This window comes from Acinetobacter sp. 102 (assembly GCF_037028485.1).
Lineage (GTDB): Bacteria > Pseudomonadota > Gammaproteobacteria > Pseudomonadales > Moraxellaceae > Acinetobacter > Acinetobacter higginsii.
Map to the genome: position 1 here is coordinate 225,030 of NZ_JAZEZK010000002.1, position 17,587 is coordinate 242,616.

The 17,587-nt window shown below is 41.7% G+C and carries 16 protein-coding genes; 8 read left to right on the forward strand and 8 right to left on the reverse strand.

What is annotated here, in order from left to right; translation table 11 throughout:
* Positions 1-15: 15 nt before the first annotated feature.
* Positions 16-624 carry a hypothetical protein gene (locus WA352_RS03295; RefSeq protein WP_033133594.1) on the reverse strand — a complete coding sequence of 203 codons (609 nt, stop codon included), beginning with the start codon at positions 622-624 and terminating at the stop codon, positions 16-18.
* A 163-nt stretch (positions 625-787) separates the two neighbouring features.
* On the opposite strand from WA352_RS03295, the gene WA352_RS03300 reads away from it, so the two are divergent.
* The 4 genes from WA352_RS03300 to WA352_RS03315 all read left to right on the forward strand — a co-directional run bounded on the left by WA352_RS03300 (position 788) and on the right by WA352_RS03315 (position 3,626).
* Positions 788-1,375: a hypothetical protein gene (locus WA352_RS03300; protein WP_033133593.1), complete on the forward strand. Its 588-nt coding sequence runs from the start codon at positions 788-790 to the stop codon at positions 1,373-1,375.
* 103 nt (positions 1,376-1,478) lie between these two features.
* Positions 1,479-2,498 (forward strand): molecular chaperone DnaJ, encoded by a 1,020-nt coding sequence (locus tag WA352_RS03305; RefSeq protein WP_033133592.1) that lies wholly within the window; start codon positions 1,479-1,481, stop codon positions 2,496-2,498.
* A 145-nt stretch (positions 2,499-2,643) separates the two neighbouring features.
* A complete protein-coding gene (locus tag WA352_RS03310; protein ID WP_081406948.1) occupies positions 2,644-3,078 on the forward strand; it encodes an endonuclease domain-containing protein in 435 nt (144 codons plus the stop codon).
* A gap of 71 nt (positions 3,079-3,149) precedes the next feature.
* On the forward strand, positions 3,150-3,626 hold the full coding sequence (locus tag WA352_RS03315) for a hypothetical protein (protein ID WP_033133591.1): 477 nt from the start codon (positions 3,150-3,152) through the stop codon (positions 3,624-3,626).
* Positions 3,627-3,790: 164 nt separating this feature from the next.
* Here the strand turns inward: WA352_RS03315 and WA352_RS03320 are convergent, their stop codons facing one another.
* The gene (locus WA352_RS03320) at positions 3,791-6,691 is read right to left on the reverse strand and encodes a valine--tRNA ligase (RefSeq protein ID WP_033133590.1); all 2,901 of its coding nucleotides are present in this window, start codon (positions 6,689-6,691) and stop codon (positions 3,791-3,793) included.
* Between the two features lie 371 nt (positions 6,692-7,062).
* Here WA352_RS03320 and WA352_RS03325 point away from each other — a divergent pair, with 371 nt between their 5' ends.
* From WA352_RS03325 to WA352_RS03340, 4 genes are all read left to right on the forward strand, one after another.
* Complete coding sequence (locus WA352_RS03325; protein WP_005322691.1) at positions 7,063-7,743, forward strand: hypothetical protein; 681 nt, start codon at positions 7,063-7,065, stop codon at positions 7,741-7,743.
* A gap of 113 nt (positions 7,744-7,856) precedes the next feature.
* Positions 7,857-8,519, forward strand: a complete 663-nt coding sequence (locus tag WA352_RS03330) for a hypothetical protein (protein WP_033133589.1) — start codon at positions 7,857-7,859, stop codon at positions 8,517-8,519.
* Positions 8,520-8,532: 13 nt separating this feature from the next.
* Entirely contained in the window at positions 8,533-9,339 is an 807-nt protein-coding gene (locus tag WA352_RS03335) for an SDR family NAD(P)-dependent oxidoreductase (protein WP_033133588.1), read from the forward strand.
* Positions 9,336-10,046: a diphthine--ammonia ligase gene (locus WA352_RS03340; RefSeq protein ID WP_033133587.1), complete on the forward strand. Its 711-nt coding sequence runs from the start codon at positions 9,336-9,338 to the stop codon at positions 10,044-10,046. Before WA352_RS03335 ends, WA352_RS03340 begins: the two co-directional genes overlap by 4 nt.
* Before the next feature lie 31 nt (positions 10,047-10,077).
* Here WA352_RS03340 and WA352_RS03345 read toward each other — a convergent pair whose 3' ends face one another.
* The 6 genes from WA352_RS03345 to WA352_RS03370 form a co-directional block, all read right to left on the reverse strand.
* Entirely contained in the window at positions 10,078-10,518 is a 441-nt protein-coding gene (locus WA352_RS03345; protein ID WP_033133586.1) for a YbjQ family protein, read from the reverse strand.
* A gap of 8 nt (positions 10,519-10,526) precedes the next feature.
* Entirely contained in the window at positions 10,527-10,877 is a 351-nt protein-coding gene (locus WA352_RS03350) for a YbjQ family protein (protein ID WP_005296351.1), read from the reverse strand.
* Between the two features lie 108 nt (positions 10,878-10,985).
* Complete coding sequence (adeK, locus tag WA352_RS03355) at positions 10,986-12,449, reverse strand: multidrug efflux RND transporter AdeIJK outer membrane channel subunit AdeK (protein ID WP_005205918.1); 1,464 nt, start codon at positions 12,447-12,449, stop codon at positions 10,986-10,988.
* Positions 12,450-12,454: 5 nt separating this feature from the next.
* Positions 12,455-15,628 carry a multidrug efflux RND transporter permease subunit AdeJ gene (adeJ, locus tag WA352_RS03360; protein WP_033133585.1) on the reverse strand — a complete coding sequence of 1,058 codons (3,174 nt, stop codon included), beginning with the start codon at positions 15,626-15,628 and terminating at the stop codon, positions 12,455-12,457.
* 12 nt (positions 15,629-15,640) lie between these two features.
* Positions 15,641-16,894: an efflux RND transporter periplasmic adaptor subunit gene (locus tag WA352_RS03365; RefSeq protein ID WP_005205916.1), complete on the reverse strand. Its 1,254-nt coding sequence runs from the start codon at positions 16,892-16,894 to the stop codon at positions 15,641-15,643.
* Positions 16,881-17,531, reverse strand: coding sequence for a phosphatase PAP2 family protein (locus WA352_RS03370; protein WP_033133584.1), 651 nt, complete (start codon positions 17,529-17,531; stop codon positions 16,881-16,883). Before WA352_RS03370 ends, WA352_RS03365 begins: the two co-directional genes overlap by 14 nt.
* Positions 17,532-17,587 lie beyond the last annotated feature (56 nt).

Sequence of the window (17,587 nt, forward strand, 5' to 3'; positions counted from 1 at the left end):
AATGAACGTGATGCGTTAGCACAGCGCAATTCGTTTAATTTTTTCATCTGTTAAGAAAAAAACAGAAGTTGCACAGGTTTCTTCTAGAACATTGACAGAAATACCATCACCTTTGAACTTTAGATAATGTTTTGGATCAATTTGCTCATCAGCTAAGATATTTCCATCTTCATCAAAGCGATAGTCTTCATTCACGTAAATATCTGTTTTAGGTGCAACTTCAAAAGTTCCGAAAATATCGAGGTCATAATCTTTATCTGTATTTTCGTAGTAATAAACTTTGTTGCTACTTGAGATACGGAATTCAAAGAGATATTTCATTCCTTTTTTATTTGGGTTTTTCAGCACTCGAAAGGTATCCAGATTTCCATCGCCATCAAAATCAATAAACAAAGGCTTTTTGAGATGGGTTGTATCGACTGAATAGCCTTTTGGTAGTGGAGTTGAATTATTGGCGAGATAATCGGATTCAGGTGTAGTGGGAATAAGCACAGGTTCTGATACGGCTTGAGTCTGTTGAACTGCCTTTTGTGTGGGGTGATCGCTTTCTGATGATGTTTTTGGTTTTTCATTACATCCAGCGAGCAAAATAAATGAGGTGAGCAATAGGACTTTATTCTTCATACAATTCGAGTATTTAAATGATGATGTATATAACGGATTTTAGCTTAAAAGTTGGGTTTGTCATTTTTAATGTTTAATTCAAATTGAGGAGTATGAGGACTTTCTTTAGTCACTCAATTTTTAAGATAGAATGAGTCAACCTTTAATTCTAATACGACTTCATATGAACAATAAATTCATCAGTTTTTGTCTTTTATCAGTCTGTTTAACTCAGTTGAGCCAAGCCCAAGCAACACCATTCAAGACCTATCAATCCGAGTCGTTGCATTGTGGTGAAGCGACTTTTCAAGTGATTTCATCCTGTTTTGATCCAGATGAAGGCGCGCTGAGAGGAAGTGGAGGTGTTATGCGTGAATCTTGTCAATCCAGTCATTTGTTGGTGAGCTGGAAAGGACAGCAAAAGCGGATTGATTTTCCAATCGCAACAGCAGAGCAAGCGCAGCAATTAAAAAGCAAAGGCTATACGTTGCAAAAAGTGATTCGCCAAGGGGATTGGTCACCACAAAGTTTGGCTTGTGGTCAGGTCAAAGGCATTTCAGGCTATTTTGTGGTGGTCAATCAAGCAACCACCAATGATTTGAATCAAGAATACTTAGGTAAAGGGTCACTGAGCGAAGAGCCTGTGTTACTGAATTTGAATGGCAGCATGACCAGTGATGTACTTAGACAAAAAATCTATCCCTTGCTGAAACAAGATAAAGTTAAAATCACCAAGGTCGTTTCAGCCAATGCCTTATTTGGCGATGAGTAAAGCTTAGTTAAGCGATTTGTTTGTCCAAACACGATATTGAAAGTGTTTGCTGACTTTGTTGGTTGATTATTGCTACACTTTTTAATTTTTAGGCGGCAGCATTATGTCCTTTGATCTCAAAGTCAATTTAAAGCAAAGGGCTCAACCTTCTGCACAGCAGAAGAAGCTGAATCGCCTGATTGATCAAATAGAACAGCAAAAAATCAGCCTTGCCGCATGGCAGAATGCGCAAGCCGAGATTCAACAACACACACGGCAAAAGCTGATGCCTGTGTATAGTGAATTGCATGAAATTTTGTTTCAGCAGTTAGATCAGCTTTGGACGCTGTTACAGCAGCATGAGTTTTCCAAAGCGGATATACAGCAACTGGATGAAAAAATTGCTCAGCTTGCCCAAATGTTAAAGCGTTCCAAGATGTTGAGTGATGAACAGTTAAAGCTGGTCAAGCAGATTGATACTTTTTATCAGCAACATGCCCAGCAATCGCTTAAAAAGACTAAAAAAGTACAGTCAGCCAAGTTGGAACAGCATCAAAGTTATGAGCAAAGTGCAGCATTAGAACAAGATGATTTTGAGCAGTATGCAGCCGAGCAGCAACAAGCAAGGGAACAGGCCAAACAACTTCGACAACAGCAGAAACGTGAACAAGCTGAGCAGATGGCAGCGCAGTCATTGAAAACCGTGTATTTAAAAATTGCTGCGATGATTCATCCTGACCGTGAGCAAGACGAGACCAAGAAAGAAGAAAAAACCGAGTTATTCCAGCAAGCGAGTCAGGCTTATGAACAGCAGGATTTGTTTTATTTATTGAAACTTCAATTACAGCTTGAACAGAATAAAGGTGTAGGCGCTAAAGAGCTATCGGCCGAGCAAGTGAAGTTTTATAAACTGGCTTTGGATGCACAAAGTCAGCAGCTTGAAAGTCAAATTGAAGAGATTTTGGATTCTTTTCAGTTGGCGAAGAAAGTCAAAGCCGAGCATCTGAATATTGGGGATGTGTATAAAGCCATAGATGCGGATTGTGCTGAGTTAAAGCAGCAATTGAAGTGGGAAAAAGAGCGTTTAAAGCATATGAAAAAAGTGAGTGGGGTGGAGATGTTGTTGGGGCATGGGGTTTTGTAAGCTTTTTTAAAAATACCTATCCCTAGCCCTCTCCTGAAAGGAGAGTGAACTTTATTGCGTATCGAATAACTATCAAATTCACAAAGGATGCTCCCTCTCCCTTAGGGAGAGGGTTGGGGTGAGGGAAATTAAAAATAGGAAAAAAATGAAACTAGACCCACAGTTATTAGAATTCGCCAAAACTATGCGAAGTAATGCAACTGAGGCAGAACACCTGATGTGGCAACTACTTCGTGCTAAACGATTTATGAATCTTAAATTTCGCAGACAGCATGTGATTGCCCCCTATATTGTCGATTTTTACTGTCATGAATTGGGTTTGGTGATTGAACTAGATGGCAGCCAGCACGGAGCTGAAGATGCGATTGAATATGATGCTGGACGAACCAAGTTTTTAGAGGCTTTGGATTTAAAAGTAGTACGGTATTGGAATCATGAAATTTTAAAAAATACTGAGAGAGTTTTGGATGATTTATGGAATAAATGTTGGTCGCTTTCTAATAAGACCTCTCCCCTTGCGCAGCAGTGCTGCTCATCTCCTAAAAGGAGAGGGAATATCGATATATCGAATCTGTGTTAGAAAATCTGCTACTTTTAGCGTGAATAGAATCCAGCAACATAGTAGTATTAGAATTATTTGGATTTTAAAGAATGGACAATAATCCAGTAATTTTTTTAAATATTAATAACGAAGAAAAACTTTATTCTTTTAATTTTGAAAATAAAGAATTAGACCAATCAAATATATCTATAACAAATCGTGCAGCGGATGGATATGGTTTTTTTATTGATGTAGATAAACATAAAAAATTAGTAGCAATTTTGGGTTGCGAAGAGTTTATTTTTTTTCTATTCGATAGAAAATTGTATCGTTTAGATGATGAGCACTTAACAGTAATTCAAAAAGATGGTTTTCTAAAAAATACTTTTCAACTGTTTATTGGTGGGAAAAAAGAAATTGATATCCGCTATAAGCAAATATGGGATATTGAGAATGATATCTTCTTGGATGTGAAATATTGGTTGGACATAAAACCTAGAGAGAAGAGGCTCTCTAAGTTGAGTGAATATGCATGTTTTCTTAAAGAAACAGATATACAAAAAAGAACTGAAATGAAAGAGTATTAGGACTTCTATATTTAGCTTTTTATAGAACAGTCTTTGTCATCTGTATGAATAGGCCTTGGACATTTTTTAGCTCTCTTGGAACTTATTTATTAATTTCATATATGTAAAAAATCCCCTCGAATTTGAGGGGATTTTATCTTAATTTTTAATCATTTAGCAATTATTTAAAGCGCAGCAATCTGCTCCATACTTTGCTTAATTTTCGCTAACTGATCAGCAAACTCAGCCAATTTCACTTTTTCACCCTCAACAACCGCTGCTGGTGCTTTAGCAACAAAACCTTCATTTGAAAGTTTATTGGCAATTTGATCATGTTGCTTTTGAACTTTATCCAAGTCCTTCTGCAAACGACCTAATTCAGCTTTAGGATCAATCAAGCCTTTCATTGGTACAAATACCGATGCATGGCTGACAACGCTAGAACAAGACAACGGTGGTTCTTGCTCATTGCTCAAGAACTCAATGCTTTCAACTTTAGCCAATGCTTTGAATAAAGCTTCAATACGGATGATTTGCTCGCGCTCAGCGTCAGAAATGTTCTTGAGTAATACAGGCAATAAACGCGCATTACCTAAGCCCATTTCACCACGAATATTACGTACCGCACCAATCAAACCTTGTAACCACTGCATGTCTGCTTCAGCTTGATCATTCACTTTCGCTTGATCAGGAACAGGGTATTGCGCAGTCATAATCGTTGCACCGCCTTTGCCTAACATTGGCGCAAGGGTTTGCCAGATTTCTTCAGTCAAATAAGGCATCAACGGATGAGCCAAACGTAAAGATGCTTCCATCACCGCAAGTAACACACGACGAACTTCAGCTTTACGCTCTTCAGAGACATTGGCATCGTTCAGAACTGGCTTAGTTAACTCAACATACCAGTCACAGTATTCATTCCAGATAAAGTCATAGATCGCTTGTGCAGCAAGGTCTAAACGATAGGTAGCAAATGCTTGATGTACCGCAGCCTCTGCTTTTTGCAGACGGCTCATGATCCATTTTTCTGGAAGTTCCCACAGCTCAGGACGCGCTTCTTGAGCAACCGTTTGACCTTCAACATTCATCAATACGAAACGGGTTGCGTTCCAGATTTTGTTGGCAAAGTTACGGTAGCCTTCAACACGCTTCATGTCGAATTTGATGTCACGGCCCGTGTTCGCCAATGCACAGAACGTGAAACGAACTGCATCGGTACCATAAGCTTGAATACCTTCTGGGAATTCTTTACGGGTTGATTTCTCAATCTTCGCCGCTTGTTTCGGGTTCATTAGACCCGTAGTACGTTTTTGTACCAAGGTCTCAAGGTCAACACCATCAATCAAGTCAAGAGGGTCAAGCACGTTACCCTTAGACTTCGACATTTTTTGACCTTCGCCATCACGAACCAGACCGTGAACATAGACCGTTTTAAACGGTACTTGTGGCGTACCATCTTCATTCTTCATGAAGTGCATCGTAAACATGATCATACGAGCAACCCAGAAGAAGATGATGTCAAAACCAGTCACCAATACATCAGTTGGGTGGAACGTATTGAGGAAATAGTTTTCCGCATCTTTCTTGGCATCGCCAGTCCAACCCAAAGTTGAGAAGGTCCACAGCGCAGATGAGAACCACGTATCCAGTACGTCTTCATCTTGGTTTAACACAACATCAGCAGGGATGTTGTTTTTGGCACGGACTTCTGCTTCGTCACGACCCACATAGATGTTGCCTTCAGCATCGTACCAAGCTGGGATACGGTGACCCCACCAAAGCTGACGAGAGATACACCAGTCTTGGATGTTGTTCATCCACGCCATGTACATGTTACTGTACTGTTCAGGAACAAACTTGATACGACCGTCTTGAACCGCTTCAATTGCAGGTTGCGCCAATGGTGCAATTTTTACATACCATTGATCTGTCAATAAAGGCTCAACGATCACACCTGAACGGTCACCGCGAGGTGGTTTAAGCGTATAAGGTTGGATTTGATCTAACCAGCCTTCAGCTTCTGCTTGTTCGACCAGTTTTTTACGTGCTTCAAAACGCTCTAAACCAACATAGTCTGCAGGGGCAGGGATGGTTTTAGAAATTTGCTCGCCCGCTTTGGCGATATATTCAAACTCAGCCAATACTTCAGCATTTTTGTTGAAGATATTGATGATTGGCAATTCACAACGCTTACCGACTTCATAGTCATTAAAGTCATGTGCCGGGGTGATTTTCACACAGCCTGTACCGAATTCTTTATCTACATATTCATCTTTAACGATTGGAACAGCACGGCCTGTAATTGGCAGGATAATATTCTGACCCACAAGGTGCGTATAGCGTTCATCATCAAGTGCCACAGCAACCGCGGTATCACCTAACAAGGTTTCAGGACGAGTGGTCGCGACAACGATGTGGTCTTTACCATCATGGGTACGTAGGTTTTTATCTTCAAAGAAATATTTGAAGTGCCACAATGAACCTGCTTCTTCTTTATCCGATTCAACTTCTAAGTCTGATAGTGCTGTTTGTAGTTTCGGATCCCAGTTAACCAGACGTTTACCGCGATAGATCAAGCCATCTTCATGCAGTTTTACGAACACTTCTTTTACTGCATTAGACAAGCCTTCATCCATAGTGAAGCGTTCGCGTGACCAGTCGACTGACGAACCTAAACGACGAATCTGACGGGTGATGGTATTGCCCGATTGCTCTTTCCATTCCCAAATTTTTTCGATGAACTTTTCACGACCTAAGTCATGACGGCTGACACCTTGCGCACCCAATTGACGCTCGACCACCATCTGCGTTGCAATCCCCGCATGGTCGGTTCCTGGCTGCCATAAGGTATTTTTACCCATCATACGGTTGTAACGGGTTAGTGCATCCATGATGGCATTGTTAAAGCCATGTCCCATGTGCAAGCTACCGGTGACGTTCGGTGGTGGAATCATGATACAGAATGATTCACCTTGACCTGATGGTTTGAAATAACCTTGTTGTTCCCAGATTTGATACCATTTCTTTTCGATCTCGGTTGGATCGTAAGTGGTTGCAATATTTTGAGCAGATTGAGCGTCAGTCATAGTACAGAAGATTAAAATTGAATAAAAAATTAGATCTATTGTAGCAAAAAATCCTCGCTTCTGTAGGCATTTCAGCCGCGCCAAGTGTTAATGCGAAAAGCTGCTTAAATAATGTCTGAATTGCTGTTTTTTGAGCTTTTATAAAGGAGACGTTTAGTACAGCTTCATCATGTGGCTTTTATGCCTGATGATCGACAGCTCAATCAAGATAAAGTCTTTATAGACTTCATTTTTTTGAAAAAAGCCGATGAAAGGCGTTGGATTTTTATACAAATAGGATTAGATTTGTGTAATGCATCACATAACTTAAAAATATTGATGCTCAAAACAACAATATAAGAATGCAAAAAACTAAAAAAGGGATGCTTCTCATGAGTTATTCAATCCTGTTGAAAATTAATGACGTCACACATGGACAATTTGAAACCATCCGCCAACAGCTCAATGCTGGTACGCATGAGAGCCAATCCCGTATCTTGGGTGAGGTGTTATCCGAAATTGCGTGTGAGATTGTCGAGCAAGTGTTTTCGGTACTCTTGATTCAAAATCGTCAGCCGACGCAGCTCACCCAGAAAAATACTGCTGAATCTGAAAGGGTGATTCAACAGATCATTGGGGCGGTACGTAAATATATGCCGTGGTCGATTGCTTTATTTGGGAATGAACGTCTGTGTCCCTTTGCCAATTATTTTTCCAATATGATCAAGTATCACGATGAGCAGGTTTATGTATCTTATCCGATTGATCGACAATTGGTGCAGCAGGCACATCGTTTGGTCACGCAACTCAAGAATAATGAAATCAGTGATATGGTCGATGTGTTTCAAACCTTGATTCAAATCGTGGATTTGGGTGTGACCAGTTTGATCCGTGAACCGAAAAAATGTCTCAACTTTAATACTGTGGTGGATAAAACCTTAAATGGGGTGATCAATATGACTGCCCATTTAAGTTATAAGCGTTTAGAGAAAATGGGTAATCAAGTGGATAGCAATGCAGCAACCGATTGCGTCAATCATTTTTTAGCATTTATGCATGTCGATACAGAATAGATTGTGCTAAATTCGGCGTGTACAATGCCAAAAATGATAGAAAAATAGATTTGATAAAAGGGCTTGTTTAACAAGCTCTTTTTTTATGGAATCTTACAATTAGGGTTATTAAAATGGACACCGCCGTTTTTTTAAATATTCATGCGGATACTTATGCAAGGTTTGCACATATTCGAGCGCAATTATTGCAAGGACATAAAGAAAGTCAGGCCAATGCTTTGGGCAGTGTATTGTCAGAAATGGCTTGTGAAGTGATTGAACAAGTGTTTATGGTGCTGTTACAAGAAAATCAGCAGTATTCACAAACGGGTGAATCTGAAAAAGTGATTCAGCAAATTTTGGAAGCAATTCGCAAATATATGCCATGGTCGATTTCATTTTTTGGCAATGACCGCTTAATCCCTTTGGTGGAATACCTCTCTAAAACCTTACAACTTGAAGATGAACAGGTATATATGACTTATCCTGTTGAGCAGCATTTGGCTCAGAAGGTCATCGCTTCTAGCCAAAAGTTGGCAGGCGGAGATCATCGAGAAATTTCAAATGCACTCAAACTTCTCACTGAAGTGATTGATGCTGGTGTGACCCATTTGATTCGTGAACCAAAGAAATGTCTCAAGTTTAATTTCGTGGTCGATAAAACCCTTAATGGGGTCATTAATATGACTACACATTTGGGTTATAAGCGTTTGGAAAAATTAGGCACGCAAATTGATCAGCAAGTCGCGGCAACATATGTAGATTACTTCCTGAAATTTATGCGTCATCAAGCATAGGTAGGACATGGACATGGCAAAACTCAAAACTCTCGAAAATAAAGTGGTCTGGATTACTGGCGCTTCATCTGGCTTAGGCAAAGCTTTAGCTCGTGAATGCGCATTGCAAGGTGCACAAGTGGTGCTGACCTCGCGTCGTTATGATGAACTGGAAGCAGTACGCGTTGGATTACTCAAGCCCGAACAGCATCTTTCGATTGCCGCAGATATTACCGATGAAGCTCAAGTCCGCCATGCGCATGAACAGGTCTTGGCCTGTAAAGGACGTATTGACTGGCTGATCAATAATGCAGGTTTGAGTCAACGTGCCTTGATTCAAGACACTGCGATGCAAACTGAACGTGCCATCATGGAGGTTGACTACTTTTCACAGGTCTTTTTTACTAAAACCGTGTTACCGACTTTGCTGCAACAAAAATCAGGTCGAGTAGTGTTCGTTTCCAGTGTCGCGGGTCTTTTAGGAACACAATATCGTGCTACGTATTCTGCGGCTAAGGCAGCGATTCATATGTGGGCCAACAGTTTGCGTGCTGAAGTGTCGAAAGATGGCGTTGAAGTTTCGGTGGTTTTCCCTGGCTTTGTCAAAACCAATGTCTCTTTTAATGCCTTAAATGGTGAAGGCAAGCCACAAGGCCATCAGGATGAAGCCATTGAAAATGGTTTAGATGCTGATGTGTTTGCTGAGCGGGTGGTGGAGTCGTTGATGGCAGGCGAGCAATATATTGTGGTCGGTGGCAAAAAAGAACAATTAGGTGTGTTGGTTTCTCGATTGTCACCAAACTTGTTGTATAAGATGATTCGCAAAATGAAAGTGAAATGAGTGTGAATAATCGTAAGAAAGCCGTTTTTAATTGGAGCGGTGGTAAAGACTCTTCATTGGCACTGTATAAAGTCTTACAGCAAAATGAATTTGAGGTAGTTGCTTTATTAACCACGGTCAATGAAGAAACAGCGTTGTCATCTATGCATGCCATTCCACATGCATTGCTTGAAAAGCAGGCTGAAAGTATTGGTATTCCACTTTATCCTGTATTTCTACCAAAAAGTCTGCCTGTCTATGAGCAACGTATGCTCGATGCAGCCAATCATTTTAAGGCACAGGGTGTTGAGCACTTTATCTTTGGTGATATTTACCTCAGCGATGTACGCAAATATCGTGAAGACCGTTTGCATCCTTTAGGTATTGAAGTGGTTGAGCCGATATGGAATCTGAACTCGCTTGAAGTGATGCAGGATTTCTTGGATTCAGGCATTCAAACCAAAATCATTGTAACTGATGCCAGTAAGCTCGATGAGTCGTTTATTGGGCAGGATATCGATGCAGCTTTGATTAAACGGATGCCAAGCGACGTTGATGTTTGTGGTGAAAATGGCGAATACCATACCTTTGCTTATGCAGGCGGTATATTCAAACATCCTGTTGAATTTGAAATTACTGAAATTCGTCAGATGTCATACCAGTTTAAGTTAGAAGATGGGGAAGAGAAAACCTATCATTATTGGCAAGCGATCTTTGCCGAATCCTAAGCAAAAATCCTGTGCATGGCACAGGATTTTTTTATTGTGTATGGATGATTGCCGTACCATAAGCAAATACTTCAACCATTCCACCTTGCATACCCAATTCAGTGGTACTGAGTCGAACCCCCATAATATGGTTCGCACCCATGGCATGCGCTTCTTGCTTCAGGCGAACCACAGCTTCACGACGCGCCCGTTCCACCACACTTTCATAGCTGACCAAACGCCCACCAAAGAAGTTTCGAATGGTTGCCAGTACATACTTAAAATAATCGTGGGAGATCACCACATTGCTGCTGACCATTTGCCCATAGGCTGAGGTTTCTACAAAGCGATTGGTGTCAATACGGATATGGGAAAATTGCTTTTCTTTCTGATCCAGTTCACGTAAGTGTTTCTGCTCGATATGACGACCAAAACCCCAACCGACTGAAAATAGGATCAGAAACAGGACAATCTGAAAAATTAATCCATCCATAATTTTGCCTATGCGCCAAATGGATCAGGAAGTTTAGGCGCAACGGGTTGTACTACTACCGCTGTACCATAGACAAATAACTCTGATGCGCCTTGGGCAATATTTGAAGTTGAGAAACGAATACCGACAATGGCATTGGCACCTAAACCTTTGGCCTTATCAATCATACGTTGAGTGGCTTCCTGACGTGACTCTTCCAGCAATTCGGTATAACCCGTTAACTCACCACCCACAATATTCTTTAAACCTGCCATCAAATCACGACCAACATGTTTACTACGAACGGTGCTGCCATACACCACATCTAGCTGGCGTAAGATTTCATGGCCCGGTACAGACTCTAAACTGCTTAGTAACATCGTATTTTCTAAATCATTAATATATTCAGTTTGAAGATAAGAAATATTGGCAATGGTTGCAATAAAAAAGCTCACCGAAGTGAGCTTTTTTATCCGCAAAAGATGAAATTATTTTTTTGCGTAATGTTGTTCAGAGCTCGATGGCTGATGCGTTACCGTTTCACTGCTTGAGGCTTTGAGACCACCGCCAAGTGTTTTGTAAAGTTCAACTTGGTTGTTGAGGTTTGCTTGTTGTAATAACAATAAACCTTGTTCTGCTGAATAAGCAGAACGTTGTGCATCCAATACGGTTAAATAGCTATCAATACCAGCACGGAAGCGGGCATTTGAAAGCTTGTATGTTGTATTAGTTGCATCAACCAAACGACGTTGAGCGGTTAAACGGTCACCAATGTTAGCACGTGTTGCCAAAGCATCATTTACTTCACGGAAAGCTGACTGTACTGACTTCTCATAGTTAGCAAGTGCAATTTTCTGATCAGTTTCAGAGATTTTGACATTGGCCTTACGAGTACCCCAGTCAAAAATTGGGATATTCAAGCTTGGACCAATTGACCATAACGCATTCCCTGATTTGAATAAGTCACTCAAGTCAGTTGATGCATAACCAGCAGAACCAGTCAGGCTAATAGTTGGGAAGAGTTGGGCTTTAGCAGCACCAATATTCGCACCCGCAGCACTTAACTGGTATTCAGATGCTTTCACATCTGGACGGTTATTGAGCAAGTCACTTGGTAAGCCAGCGCTAAACACGTTTTGTTGCGTGATACTCGCCACTTGTTGTTGAGGGAGTAAGTTCTGAGGAACTGGCTGACCAACAAGTAAGTTCAACAAGTTTTGAGCTTGAGCAACTTGAGTCTTGTAGTTCGCGACATCATTACGTGCCGTTTCAACCGAAATTTGTGCTTGGCGCACAGGGATTTCGCTATCAATACCCACATCGAAACGTTTCTTGTTCAAGTTAAACGAGTCTTGTTGGGCTTTCAGCGTTTGATCCGCAAGTTTCAATTGTGCATTCGCATATGAGTAGTTTAACCATGCTTGAGTCACTTGGCTGATTAAACTGATCTGCGTTGCATCACGTGAGCTTTGTGTTGCGAGGTAGCTATCTAAAGCTGCATCTTTCAAGCTACGTACACGACCCCAAAAATCTAACTCATAAGCAGTTAGACCCAAACCAACTTGATAAGTTGAATAAGGATTATTTGGGTCACGGGTAGGGGTCACTTGACGAACAGCACTACCACTTGCCCCAATTGTTGGCAATTGGTTGTTTTCCGAAATTTGGTATTGCTGTTGCGCTTTTTGAATGTTCAACGTAGCCGTACGTAAATCACGGTTATTGGCAAGTGCTAGATCAAGCACTTGCAGTAAACGTTGGTCAGCAAAGAAGTCTTTGTAACCTTGTTCCGCAATTGATTTTCCAGAAGCATTGCCATAAGACGCGAAGCTTTCAGGAACATCTGAACTCACAACAGGCTCTGGCCCGCGCATGCTTTGGCAGGCAGCCAAAGATAGCGCGAGTGCAGAGATTGCAATGCCACGACTGGAAATAGACCATACAGTTTGCATCACGATCAATGCTCCTGAGTATTTAAAGTTTTAGGTTTGTACTTAAAGATACTACGAATCCACACGAAGAATACAGGGATAAAGAAGATACCTAAAAGAGTTGAAGAAATTACACCACCAAGTACACCATAACCGACTGAGTGTTGGCTACCAGCGCCCGCACCGCTTGCCAAGGCTAATGGTAATACACCAAAACCAAATGCAAGTGTGGTCATGATAATTGGGCGTAAACGCATTTTTGCAGCATGTAATGTTGCTTCAAAGAGCTCTTCGCCTTGTTCCTGTAATTCTTTCGCAAATTCGACGATCAAGATCGCATTTTTCGCTGAAAGACCAATTACGGCAACAATTGCAACCTGGAAGTAAATGTTAAAGGATAAGTTTGGATCACCTTTAATCAGCATACCTAACCATGTCAAGGTAAATGCACCCACGATACCTAAAGGTACAACCAGTAATACCGAAACGGGTACTGACCAGCTTTCATAGAGTGCAGCAAGACATAGGAATACGATTAATAATGAAAGAACCAACAGAGGAGCCGTTTGGCTACCAGAATCACGTTCTTCTAAAGATAAACCTGTCCATTCATAGTCGAAACCTGTTAAGCCCATAGATGGCAACTTACCAATGATTTCTTCCATCGCCAACATTGCATCACCAGAGCTGACACCTGGTGCAGGCGTACCTTGAATGTTAACAGATGATACGCCGTTATAACGCTCTAGACGTGGTGAACCATAAGTCCATTCACCTTTGGCAAAGCCAGAGAAAGGAACCATTTCGCCTTTGTTATTACGCACATACCACTTGTTCAAGTCTTCAGGCATCATGCGGGTATCCGCTTCACCTTGGACATAAACTTTCTTCACACGACCACGGTCAACGAAGTCATTGATATATGAACCACCCCAAGCCATGCTCATGGTGCTGTTAATATCAGCGATACTGACGCCCATTGCACCTGCTTGCGCTTGATCAATGGTGATCTGGTACTGCGGTGTATCTTCTTGACCATTTGGACGTACACCTGCAAGACGTTTGTCTTGTGATGCCATACCTAAAATTGCATTACGTGCAGCAATCAGCTTTTCATGCCCTTGACCGCTTGCATCTTTCAACTGGATATCGAAACCAGAAGCGACACCCAATTCAGGCATTGCTGGTAACTGCAATGGCATGATGTAAGACGCATCTTTCACAATCATGTTCAATGCCATACCACGTTGAATGATGGCACCAATCTGTGATTCTGGTGTGGTACGTTCACTCCAGTCTTTTAATTTAATAAAGGCAAGACCCGCGTTTTGACCCACCCCTGTGAATGAGAAACCAGCAACTGTAAAGATCGACTCTACATTTTCTTTTTCCTTATTCAAGAAGTAACCCGTCATGGTATCAATGACTTTATCAGTACGTTCCAAGCTCGCGCTCGGTGGTAACTGAACTAAGGTCATGACCACACCTTGGTCTTCTTCTGGTAAGAAAGAAGATGGCAATACTTTGTAGATACCAACCAACGCTGCGATCACAACAATATAAAGCACACCAGAGAATAACTTGTGGTGGGTCATACGATTGACGCCGCCTTGGTATTTCTCTGAAAGTTTTTCAAAGCTACGGTTAAACCAACGGAAGAAACGCGCGAAAATATTGTTGCTTTCTTCTTTGTTTGGATCGTGTTGTTTTAACAAGGTCGCACACAGGGCAGGGGTAAAGGTTAATGCTACAAGTAATGACAGGATCATCGCCGTAACCAGCGTGATCGAGAACTGACGATAAATCACCCCAGTGGTTCCACTGAAGAATGCCATCGGTACGAATACCGCTGTTAATACACTGGTGATACCGACTAAGGCACCCGAAATCTGACTCATTGACTTTTCAGTCGCTGGAATCGGTTCGAGATGTTCTTCTTGCATCACCCGTTCAACGTTCTCGACGACAACGATGGCGTCATCTACCAACAGACCGATGGCCAGTACCATTGCGAACATGGTTAAGGTGTTGATTGAGAATCCGAAGATATTAATCACGGCAAAGGTACCCAATACCACTACAGGTACAGCCAATGTCGGAATAATCGTTGCGCGCCAGTTCTGTAAGAACAAGAACATTACGATAAATACCAAGACGACTGCTTCAATCAGTGTATGGACAACACTTTCAATTGATAGACGAATAAATGGTGTGGTGTCATACGCAAGCTTGTCTTTTAAACCGCTTGGATAGTTATGACGTAACTCAGATAAACGCTTTTCAACTGCGGCAGCGGTATCCAGTGCATTGGCACCTGTTGCAAGTTTGATTGCAACACCACCTGCAGGACTACCATTAAATTTCGAGTCGAATTGGTAGTTATCAGAACCCAATTCCACACGTGCAACATCACCTAAACGAACTTGAGCACCACCTGAAGTATTTTTCAGGAAGATGTTTTTAAACTGTTCAGGGGTTTGCAACATGGTTTGTGCATTCACGGTTGCGTTGAGTACTTGACCCGCAGTCGATGGCGCACCACCGAGCTGACCAACTGCAACTTGAGAGTTTTGTGCACGAATGGCTGTTGCAACATCATTAGGCGTTAAGTTAAAGCTCGTCAGCTTTGCTGGATCTAACCAGATACGCATTGCATATGAACCACCAAATACTTGGAGTTCACCCACACCCGCCACACGACTCAGTGGCTCAGAAATATTTGAGTTCACATAGTCTTTAATGTCAGATGCAGAAAGGCTGTTATCTGGTGAGTAAAAAGCAATAACTTGCAAGAAGCTTGCGCCAGACTTAGTCACTTTTACACCTTGACGTTGTACGTCAGCAGGTAAAAGCGCTGTTGCTGATTGCAGTTTGTTTTGAACTTGAACCTGCGCGATATCTGGATCGATACCTTGTGCAAAGTTTAAGTTAATTGATGCTTGACCATTACCCGCACTGTTCGATGAAATGTAACGTAAGCCATCCAAACCATTCATTTGTTGTTCAATGATTTGGGTGACCGTATTTTCAACGGTTTGAGCAGAAGCCCCAGGATAAGTTGCAGAAATGGTTACCGTGGGGGGGGCAATTGTCGGATATTGTGCAACTGGCATTTTTGTCAGCGTGATAATACCCGCCAACATAATGACCAGTGCAATCACCCAAGCGAAAATTGGGCGATGGATAAAAAATTGAGCCATGCAATCTACCCCTTAAGCTTCTGAAGTTGCTTTTTGTTCAGCTTTTGGTGAATTGGCTTGCTTTTGTTGTTCAGCAGCTTTTGGTGCTGCATTTTGACCTTCAGCTGCTTTTGGTTGATAAGGTTTAGCAGACACTTCCTGTCCTTCTTTTACCTTGGCAACACCATCAACAACAACTTTATCACCAGCCTGTAAGCCTTCAGTTACAATCCAGTCTTGACCTTTGACACCCACAGTTTTAACTGGGCGTGTTTCGATCGCACCTTTTGCATTTACTACTAAAGCAATTGCTTGTCCTGTTGGTAAACGAGACACAGCTGCTTGAGGAATCAGATAGGCATTTGGCAAAACTCCTTGCGAAATTTTAGCCGTTGCATACATACCTGGTAATAACAAATGGTTTGGATTTGAGAAGACTGCACGTAAAGTCACAGTACCTGTATCCGGATTCACACTTGCATCAGAGAAAGCGAGTTGACCTTCCACTGGGTATTCAGAACCATCTTCCAGCGTGATTTTGACACGGGTATTGTTACTGTTATTCAAGCTGCCTTTGCTGAGTTGTTGGCGTAAACGCAATAATTCAGCACTCGATTGATTGATATCAACATAGATTGGATCTAGTTGTTGAATTGTCACCAATGGATCGGCTTGGTTTGCAGTCACCAATGCACCTGGTGTCACCGAAGAACGGCTAGATTGACCAGAAATTGGTGCGCGAACAGTTGAGTAGCCCAATGTAATTTCAGCATTTTTTAATGCAGCTTCAGATGCAGCGACATCAGCTTCAGCTAATTTTACTTGAGCATTGATATCATCATATTCTTGTTTAGAAACCGCATTGGTTCCCACAAGCTGACGATAACGGCCTTCTTTCACGCGTAATGCATTTAAGTTTGCTTGTTGACGCAATAACGTTGCACGAGCATTGTCTGCTGTTGCGCGGTTGGTATTTGCATCAATTTGATAAAGTGCTTGACCTGCTTGAACGTAGCTTCCTTCAGCAAATAATCGTTTTAAGATTACGCCACCTGTTTGAGGGCGTACTTCCGAAACTTGATATGCAGAGGTTCGTCCTGACAGTTCGACGTTTTGTTCAACGCTTTGTGGTTGCGCAACAATGACACCAACTTCTGGAGGTGGCATTTTTTGAGCAGCAGCAGCTTGCTGTGCATCTTTAGGATCTTTGCTACAACCAACAAGCGCAATGCTTGTTGCTAATGCGCAAGCAGTTAGGGCAGGAGCCCAAAGCTTAGCCGACATCATTATTCCACCTCAATTTAGATTTTTTATCTAAAAACAAATTGTTGCTGAAAGTGCTTTGATACAGCCCAAACCAAAGCAACGAAGTCCAAATCAACCCAATTCCCCAACCGGCAAGTACGTCAGTTGGGTAGTGAACCCCCGCATAGATTCTAGATATCCCCATGAAGATAAACCATAAAGTAGATACTAAAATGACACTGGTGCGATATTTATGTTGTTGACACAACAACATAGCTAGACTCGCAAGGGTTGCAGCATAAAGGCTATGGGCACTTGGGAAGGATGCACCATAACTTTGAACCAAGTGATAAAACTCCATTGGTCTTGGCCGATCAATGCCCCATTTCAGAAGCCAACCAATCACAATGCTGCCACTGACACTTAAAGCGATAAACGTCACATTCTTATAATTTTTAATCCACGTTTGGTAAATACACAAAAATGTTGTTAAAAATAGTAAAAAAGGCATTCCACCGAGCCGAGAGAGCAGAACTGTCACATGATTAAGCGTAAATGAACGGTGTTCAAAAAAAGCTTGAACACTAAAAAGGTCTAAAGTTGATGCGTTGGAATTCATTAACCCAATCACACCGAGTCCTAAAAAAAAGCAACCAATACAAAGCAATAGGTATGGCATGCGCTACTCATTATTTGCTTAACCATTGTTCAGGGTTGTTGAGTGTTAGAAAGTGT

Bases quoted from the DNA above. Each gene is read 5' to 3' on its own strand.
- WA352_RS03295 (WP_033133594.1), bottom strand. From the start codon at position 624: ATGAAGAATAAAGTCCTATTGCTCACCTCATTTATTTTGCTCGCTGGA.
- WA352_RS03300 (WP_033133593.1), top strand. From the start codon at position 788: ATGAACAATAAATTCATCAGTTTTTGTCTTTTATCAGTCTGTTTAACT.
- WA352_RS03305 (WP_033133592.1), top strand. From the start codon at position 1,479: ATGTCCTTTGATCTCAAAGTCAATTTAAAGCAAAGGGCTCAACCTTCT.
- WA352_RS03310 (WP_081406948.1), top strand. From the start codon at position 2,644: ATGAAACTAGACCCACAGTTATTAGAATTCGCCAAAACTATGCGAAGT.
- WA352_RS03315 (WP_033133591.1), top strand. From the start codon at position 3,150: ATGGACAATAATCCAGTAATTTTTTTAAATATTAATAACGAAGAAAAA.
- WA352_RS03320 (WP_033133590.1), bottom strand. From the start codon at position 6,691: ATGACTGACGCTCAATCTGCTCAAAATATTGCAACCACTTACGATCCA.
- WA352_RS03325 (WP_005322691.1), top strand. From the start codon at position 7,063: ATGAGTTATTCAATCCTGTTGAAAATTAATGACGTCACACATGGACAA.
- WA352_RS03330 (WP_033133589.1), top strand. From the start codon at position 7,857: ATGGACACCGCCGTTTTTTTAAATATTCATGCGGATACTTATGCAAGG.
- WA352_RS03335 (WP_033133588.1), top strand. From the start codon at position 8,533: ATGGCAAAACTCAAAACTCTCGAAAATAAAGTGGTCTGGATTACTGGC.
- WA352_RS03340 (WP_033133587.1), top strand. From the start codon at position 9,336: ATGAGTGTGAATAATCGTAAGAAAGCCGTTTTTAATTGGAGCGGTGGT.
- WA352_RS03345 (WP_033133586.1), bottom strand. From the start codon at position 10,518: ATGGATGGATTAATTTTTCAGATTGTCCTGTTTCTGATCCTATTTTCA.
- WA352_RS03350 (WP_005296351.1), bottom strand. From the start codon at position 10,877: ATGTTACTAAGCAGTTTAGAGTCTGTACCGGGCCATGAAATCTTACGC.
- adeK (WP_005205918.1), bottom strand. From the start codon at position 12,449: ATGCAAACTGTATGGTCTATTTCCAGTCGTGGCATTGCAATCTCTGCA.
- adeJ (WP_033133585.1), bottom strand. From the start codon at position 15,628: ATGGCTCAATTTTTTATCCATCGCCCAATTTTCGCTTGGGTGATTGCA.
- WA352_RS03365 (WP_005205916.1), bottom strand. From the start codon at position 16,894: ATGATGTCGGCTAAGCTTTGGGCTCCTGCCCTAACTGCTTGCGCATTA.
- WA352_RS03370 (WP_033133584.1), bottom strand. From the start codon at position 17,531: ATGCCATACCTATTGCTTTGTATTGGTTGCTTTTTTTTAGGACTCGGT.